This window comes from Pseudaeromonas sharmana (genome assembly GCF_042649925.1).
GTDB lineage: Bacteria > Pseudomonadota > Gammaproteobacteria > Enterobacterales > Aeromonadaceae > Pseudaeromonas > Pseudaeromonas sharmana.
The window spans coordinates 206675-212674 of sequence record NZ_JBHSAF010000003.1 but is presented as its reverse complement, the minus strand read 5'-3'; the positions used below and the strand labels follow the sequence as shown (position 1 = coordinate 212674).

At 52.5% G+C, this 6000-nt stretch carries 6 protein-coding genes and 1 riboswitch; of the genes, 2 read left to right on the top strand and 4 right to left on the bottom strand.

Annotation, left to right across the window (positions count from 1 at the left end):
* Positions 1-198: hypothetical protein (locus tag ACFOSS_RS05910; RefSeq protein WP_377151216.1), on the top strand; the 198-nt coding region annotated here is incomplete at its 5' end.
* 145 nt (positions 199-343) lie between these two features.
* A complete protein-coding gene (locus tag ACFOSS_RS05905; RefSeq protein WP_377151214.1) occupies positions 344-883 on the top strand; it encodes an RNA recognition motif domain-containing protein in 540 nt (179 codons plus the stop codon).
* A gap of 13 nt (positions 884-896) precedes the next feature.
* On the opposite strand, the gene murI is transcribed toward ACFOSS_RS05905, so the two are convergent.
* From murI to ACFOSS_RS05885, 4 genes are all read right to left on the bottom strand, one after another.
* Complete coding sequence (gene murI / locus ACFOSS_RS05900; RefSeq protein WP_377151213.1) at positions 897-1715, bottom strand: glutamate racemase; 819 nt, start codon at positions 1713-1715, stop codon at positions 897-899.
* Between the two features lie 80 nt (positions 1716-1795).
* The gene (locus ACFOSS_RS05895) at positions 1796-3664 is read right to left on the bottom strand and encodes a TonB-dependent receptor domain-containing protein (protein WP_377151212.1); all 1869 of its coding nucleotides are present in this window, start codon (positions 3662-3664) and stop codon (positions 1796-1798) included.
* A 48-nt stretch (positions 3665-3712) separates the two neighbouring features.
* A riboswitch (cobalamin riboswitch) is annotated at positions 3713-3908 on the bottom strand.
* A gap of 22 nt (positions 3909-3930) precedes the next feature.
* The gene (locus ACFOSS_RS05890; RefSeq protein WP_377151211.1) at positions 3931-4476 is read right to left on the bottom strand and encodes an ATP--cob(I)alamin adenosyltransferase; all 546 of its coding nucleotides are present in this window, start codon (positions 4474-4476) and stop codon (positions 3931-3933) included.
* A 70-nt stretch (positions 4477-4546) separates the two neighbouring features.
* On the bottom strand, positions 4547-5941 hold the full coding sequence (locus ACFOSS_RS05885; RefSeq protein WP_377151210.1) for a DUF5610 domain-containing protein: 1395 nt from the start codon (positions 5939-5941) through the stop codon (positions 4547-4549).
* Positions 5942-6000 lie beyond the last annotated feature (59 nt).

Genomic DNA, 6000 nt, shown 5'->3' with positions numbered 1-6000 from the left:
GCGTGGCGCTTGCTCCGAGGAGTGCGGGCCTTGCCGTGTCAGCGAGGCGGCATTATAGGGATATCAGCCTCGCTGGCAAGCAAAAAGACATTAATTTTGTTTAAAAATTCGAATATTTCTTTTATTCCCAGGCCGGCTACAAATTATCAACAGAACAATCCACAGGGCGGTGCTTTTTTGCCCGGCCCAATACTGTGAACCACTTGTTTCGTTAAGGAAAAATGTTAACTGGCTAGCGTAAAGAGGAGACGGGATTAGCCGTGGCAGCTACAAGTCACTAACATACCTCTGCGTTTATTAAATTGCTTACTGATACTCCATCTTCTAAATGGTGATTATTGCGATGAGTACATCTTCTTCTAGTGGTTATCCTCGAATTCTGCTCGTAGCGCTTGTATTAGCTGTCGTAGCTTTTGTTTTAGCATCCTTACAATCGCTACCACCCGTACTGATTGCTGTACTGGTTTTCGCAGCTAGTGTTGTTAGCTCGTGGGTGAGCAAGCCAGAAATGGTTCGCCACAGCACGAACGGCAACAATTCAAGCGCATCTACTGTGTCTGCCAAATCTGGGGACATAGCAGAAATGCCAACATCCACGGATATCTATAACGGCATAGCCAAGACACTATACGTCGGTAATTTGCCATACCGAGCCAACGAGGCTGCAATCCGCAAACTGTTCGCAGCGCATGGCATGGTGCTGTCAGTGCGTTTGGTCAAGGACAAAGAAACAGGGAAACGACGTGGTTATGGCTTTGTAGAGATGCCAGAAAAAGATGCTATGCAGGCCATCGCAGCCTTGAATGAAAGCGAATATCTACAGCGGACGTTGAAGGTAAGAGAGGCCAACGAAAAACGAGAACAGGGAGAGAATTTCGAATAAACACCCGATACCATCAACCGATGGCGATAGGGCCCTCGATTTTCAGCTCCCGCAATGTCATGAATCCAAATGATTGCAACGCTGGCACCAGACGCATCGCCGTCTGGTCCAGTTTGCTGCAATACGCAACCCCATTCTCGGAAATCTGCGGTACGTTGCGCACCGCTACCAACTCTAATTGTGAACGCACACGGCGCGCAACGGCTGGGCCCGAGTCCACAAGTTGTGCCGTGGGTAATACGTGGTGTAGCTCTGCTTTTAGTAGTGGAAAATGCGTGCACCCCAGAATCAGCACATCTGGTGTCCGAGGTGCTTGCAGCCAAGGTGCTAATATAGTGGTGATACGGTCCAGATCTACTTCTAGTCCACCCAGTTTACGTTCAGCCTCTACAACCAACTCGGTTGAGCCAAGGCGTAACACGGTACAATCACTGGCGAACTCGCGAATCAGTTTATCCGTGTAGGGGCGAGCAATTGTCGCCGGTGTCGCCAGCAACCCGATACAACCCGTTCGCGTGAGTTGGGCCGCTGGCTTGATCGCCGGGACAACACCAACAACCGGGATCGACAAGAGGCTACGCAACGCTGGCAGCACTTGGGTACTCGCCGTATTACAGGCAATCACCACTAAATCGGCGGGCTGTTGCACCAGCAGGTTTTGAATCAGGCTACAGCAACGCGGAATCAGCTCCTCGCTGGAGAGTTCTCCATAAGGAAATTTCGCATTATCAAACAGATAAGTGTAACTGATATCTGGTAAAAGATGGCGGATTTCCTGATATACAGATAATCCACCAACGCCAGAATCAAAAATCAGAACATGCTTTGCCACAAAACTCCCCCGCGCAAGGATGGTTATGATACCCCCTTGTCGCGAAGCGAGGAAGGAGTCTCCTCCTTCCTCGTTTGACATTACAACGAGTAATCAACTGATACGTAGAAGCCACGTCCAGCCGCAGGATATCCCTGCGCAGTCTCGTATTCCTTATCCAACAAGTTGGCAATCTTGCCATTGAGCTTCCAATCTGCGCCCGGCTTGTAGGCTAAAGCCAGATCCCAGAGGCTGTAACCACCCAACGTTACGCTGTTGCTGGCATCATCATAGCGTTCACCCTGATAGATCCAGCTCAGTGAGCCGGAATATTGCATCCAGTCGCCTTGCGCGACCCATTTTGCACTGCGTCGCGCGATGCGTTGTAATTGTTTACCGCTGGCGCGGTCTTCCGGGTCTTTGAATTCCACAGAAAGCCGATGGGCCAACCAGCCTGTATCAAACTCCCCTTCAAGCTCCAGGCCGTCGATACGTGCCTGACCTACGTTCTCCGGACGCCATAAGCCACTGCTATTCGGGGCCCATTGGATCATCTGATCAATATCATTGCGGTAACCTGTCACCCGCCAAGTCAGCAATCCAGTGATACCATCCAACATCACCTCTCGATTGCGCGACTCTTCAGGCTGCAGATCGGGATTGCCGGGCATATAGGGGTCAGGGTAGTACAAGTCGTTAAATGATGGCGCACGGAAGCCGGTGCCATAGCGCACGGAAAGACGATAATCGTTCAAGAAACGCCAGCCAGCTCCAGTCTGCCATGTGTTGTGTCGGCCATACTCTTCGTTATCGTCGCTGCGGCCACTTAATTCAGCCTGCCAAGCCTGCAATTGGTACTGCAATAACGAATATACGCCCGTGTTATCCCGGCCGTGAGTGGCCTCTGGATAGGCATTGCCATCGGAAATTGAGTCGTCGTCCAGCTTTTCTCTACGCCAGTCCACTCCCGCCCCAAGACGCCAGGCATCATTCAGATTCAGATCATGCAGCCAGCTCACATTGTACTGTCGAATGAATGTCTGGTTCTGGGACTCACTGCGGCTCTGGCCATCTGGGTAGTTATAGATATTCTCGCGACCGAAGTTCCCTTGTAATTCACTCTGGTAATTATTTTGGTGATAGCGGCCACCCAGCTGATAGCTTTGGTTGTCTGACCAAGTTTCACTGCGCTGGTGCTGGGAGCCCCAAGCATTGTCATATGAATTATCATATTGCGCTTTGTTGCGGAACCACCGTCCACCAGCGAACAGTCCCCATTGCTCATTCAACTGGTGCTGATAGTCCAACAGCGCGTTGTACCCCGTGTATCCATGCGTATCACCGTCGTTGATACCTGCAACAGGATGTACGTTATATCCCTCTTCATCCTGATATCCGGCCGCCGCTTTCAGCTGTCCCACATCGGAGACCTGCACGCTGCTGCTCCAGCTGGCCTCGCGCTCATCACGAGAGCCGACGCCGGCCGAGAACTTATGCGCATTGGTACCGGCATCTGGACGAGTAATGATGTTGATAACACCACCAATCGCATCCGCGCCATAAATAGAAGCCCGAGCACCGCGCACATACTCAATTCGCTCTACCTGATTCAATGGCAACGCATTCAGGTCAGCACCGCCAGAAGTGACGGAATTGAAGCGGACGCCATCTATCAGCACCAACGTCTGGGACGAAGTGCCGCCACGCACAGCTGTCGAGCTACTTTGTCCTTTGCCACCATAACTAATGGTTTCCACGCCCGGCAGAGTGCGTACGACATCGGTAACACTCTTTGCTTGCAATCGGTCAATCTCTTGCCGCGTAACAATATTCACTGGAGCCAAAATCGAGGCTTCCGGCTCGGCAAAGCGTGTGGCCGTAACAACAATTTGTTGTGGAGACGTATCGGAAGAAGAAGCGGCCATAGCCGCAACTGGTAGCAGCCCTGCCACCAGAAGTGTGTTTTTCATAGCATTCCCTAATTCGCGTAGTGTCGATGCAGTTGTGACCGGATTGTCAACCGGCATTGGCATCTGGCAGGTCTTCGGGCTCGGTGGTAACAACATGAACCGGCGACTTCCCATCCTTGCGGACAGTGTCTGCTCGATCAACTCGAGCGTGCCAGTCTTATACCCACCATACCGCTGCGCGTCAGCTCCGGATTCTCACCGGATTCCCTATTAAGCGTGTCGCACCAGGCCCGGCGATTATAGGGACAGGCCGCCGGTATGACTAGTCATGACGGACGTGGCGCAGGGTAATTAATGCTGACATAGGGAACCTCCTGGACATTCAGGTCCGACTTGACGACCACCGTCAGCACAAAAAAGAAGTTTGCCAGCAAATTGGCGAATCGCGGCAGTGTGGGCGGTACCTTAATTCCGGCCTCATCCAGGCGGACCAACATGCGCACCACCTTCTTCGCCTGGCAACGACATAGATGCAGAGCCGGGACAGGCATGGGTCCCTGTGGTAACACGAAACCACTGACGCGCCCAGATACCGCCTGCTGATAGCAGTCATATCGGTACTTCAACCAGTCGATGTCGGAGTCGAAAATGCCATTCTTGCCGCGTACCGAGCCGTTGAGATGATAGATCAGTGTCTGCAAATGCAGCAGGTCCTCGCGTAGCGATGGCCAAGCGTCGCCCAGATGTGCCAGTACCATGCCGACCTGACAACAGAGCTCGTCGGTCATAATTTCGTAATCGCAAGTCGGTTTGCTTTCAAAAATGAAGGGATAACACAGCTCCCGAATATCCGGGCTTTTGGAAAGGGCCATTTCATGTTTCCAGCGGCTAACATCGATAACCGGCAGTGTGCCAGCCTGTCACCAGGCTGGCAATTGACACTCAGGCGGTAGTCAGCTGACGCATCATCTCCTGAAGCTGGTCATTGAAATCGAGGAAGGATTGCCCCTGTTCAACAGACTCGTCACGTTGATTCAGCATCCAGACACCCAAGGCGGACTGCGCCTCGGGATCGAACAGGGTGTTGGCTTGCTCAATCATCTGTTGCAGATGCTGCAGATAGTCGGCGAAAGGCCCAACCAAAGTCGACAAATCGCTCCCTGCCATGCCGCTATCTGCCGTTTCACTCTCGCTACTGCTTTGCACTGCATCGGCGTTATCGCTTGCCGTGTTGGAAGCAGTCTTATGTTGCTCACCCACACCGGCAGTCAATGTCTGCTGTTGATGCAAATTAAGCGCAAGTGAGGTTACCTGACGATCGTCCAGATTGAATGACTTAGCCTGTTCAAGCGCACCCTCTATGTCACCGCTGAAGAAACGATCGGCCAGCGATCCCATCTGCTCGACAATTGAACCAATGGCGCCCAGCTCATCCTGATTCAGTTCCCCTTCCACCGCAAAGCTGAATGAGGAGGTGTGAGAATAATAGAAGCTACTACTGTTCTGGCTACCGCCAAGACGTTGGCTGAAATTGCCCGCCTCACTGCCGGTGCTACGTTCGGTGGAACCATAGGCCGCCAGCGCCTTGCGCTGTACTCCTGTTGACTGTTGATAACGCCAGCTCTCCTTGTCATCAAAACGTATGGTGACCTTATCCCCGTCCTTGGTGACCAGATCGACACTGGCTTGATTCCGATTACCCAGCGCCACATCCAGCAAGGAGCTGACTCCTCCGGTCTGCGCTTTTCCATCCGCAGGCGTAGTCGTTTGCGCCACAGCATTCGCGTCGTCTAGCGTCTCATCACCTTTGCCAAACAACTCGTCTTCAAATTCCTGGAGGCCATCCTGAATACGGTCGTAGCTTTTGGTGATGCCTTTATCCAGATCTTCGCTGAACAACCCCATGCCCTTGAGCTCATCCCGCGCCTGGCCAAAGCCGCTGTCGATACCTTTGCGAGCCTGCTCCAGTAGCGAATTCAGCTTATCCTCATCGGCCCCCTCTGCCTGCGCTTTGCGGATATAACCGGTCACAAACCCCAGGACATTTTTTGCGACTTTCTTGTAGTCAAATCCCAGCGGGTTATCCTCACTGGGCTCGACGGTGTCCTCATCGCTGGTCGAGGCACTGGTTTTATCTGAGTTCCGAAACGATGTTTCAGCAAACGACAACGTCTTGCTCAATGAGACATACAATACCGTCTGCCCAACACGAACAGGCTGTGTCAAAGCCACCTCTTCGCTCTGGCTGTTGGCACCACTCGCGGTATTCTGGCGGCTTGCCGCTTCTAACTGTCGCCTTTGCAGCAGCGTATATTCAGGACTCTTTTCAACTTTCATGATCTTTGCTCCGACACCCCGGGTTGATCAGACTATCGGCCTGAACGCATAAAACTTGA

What these genes read in the sequence shown, in the direction of transcription:
- ACFOSS_RS05905 (WP_377151214.1), top strand. Translation starts at nt 344, where the DNA reads ATGAGTACATCTTCTTCTAGTGGTTATCCTCGAATTCTGCTCGTAGCG.
- ACFOSS_RS05895 (WP_377151212.1), bottom strand. Translation starts at nt 3,664, where the DNA reads ATGAAAAACACACTTCTGGTGGCAGGGCTGCTACCAGTTGCGGCTATG.
- ACFOSS_RS05890 (WP_377151211.1), bottom strand. Translation starts at nt 4,476, where the DNA reads ATGGCCCTTTCCAAAAGCCCGGATATTCGGGAGCTGTGTTATCCCTTC.
- ACFOSS_RS05885 (WP_377151210.1), bottom strand. Translation starts at nt 5,941, where the DNA reads ATGAAAGTTGAAAAGAGTCCTGAATATACGCTGCTGCAAAGGCGACAG.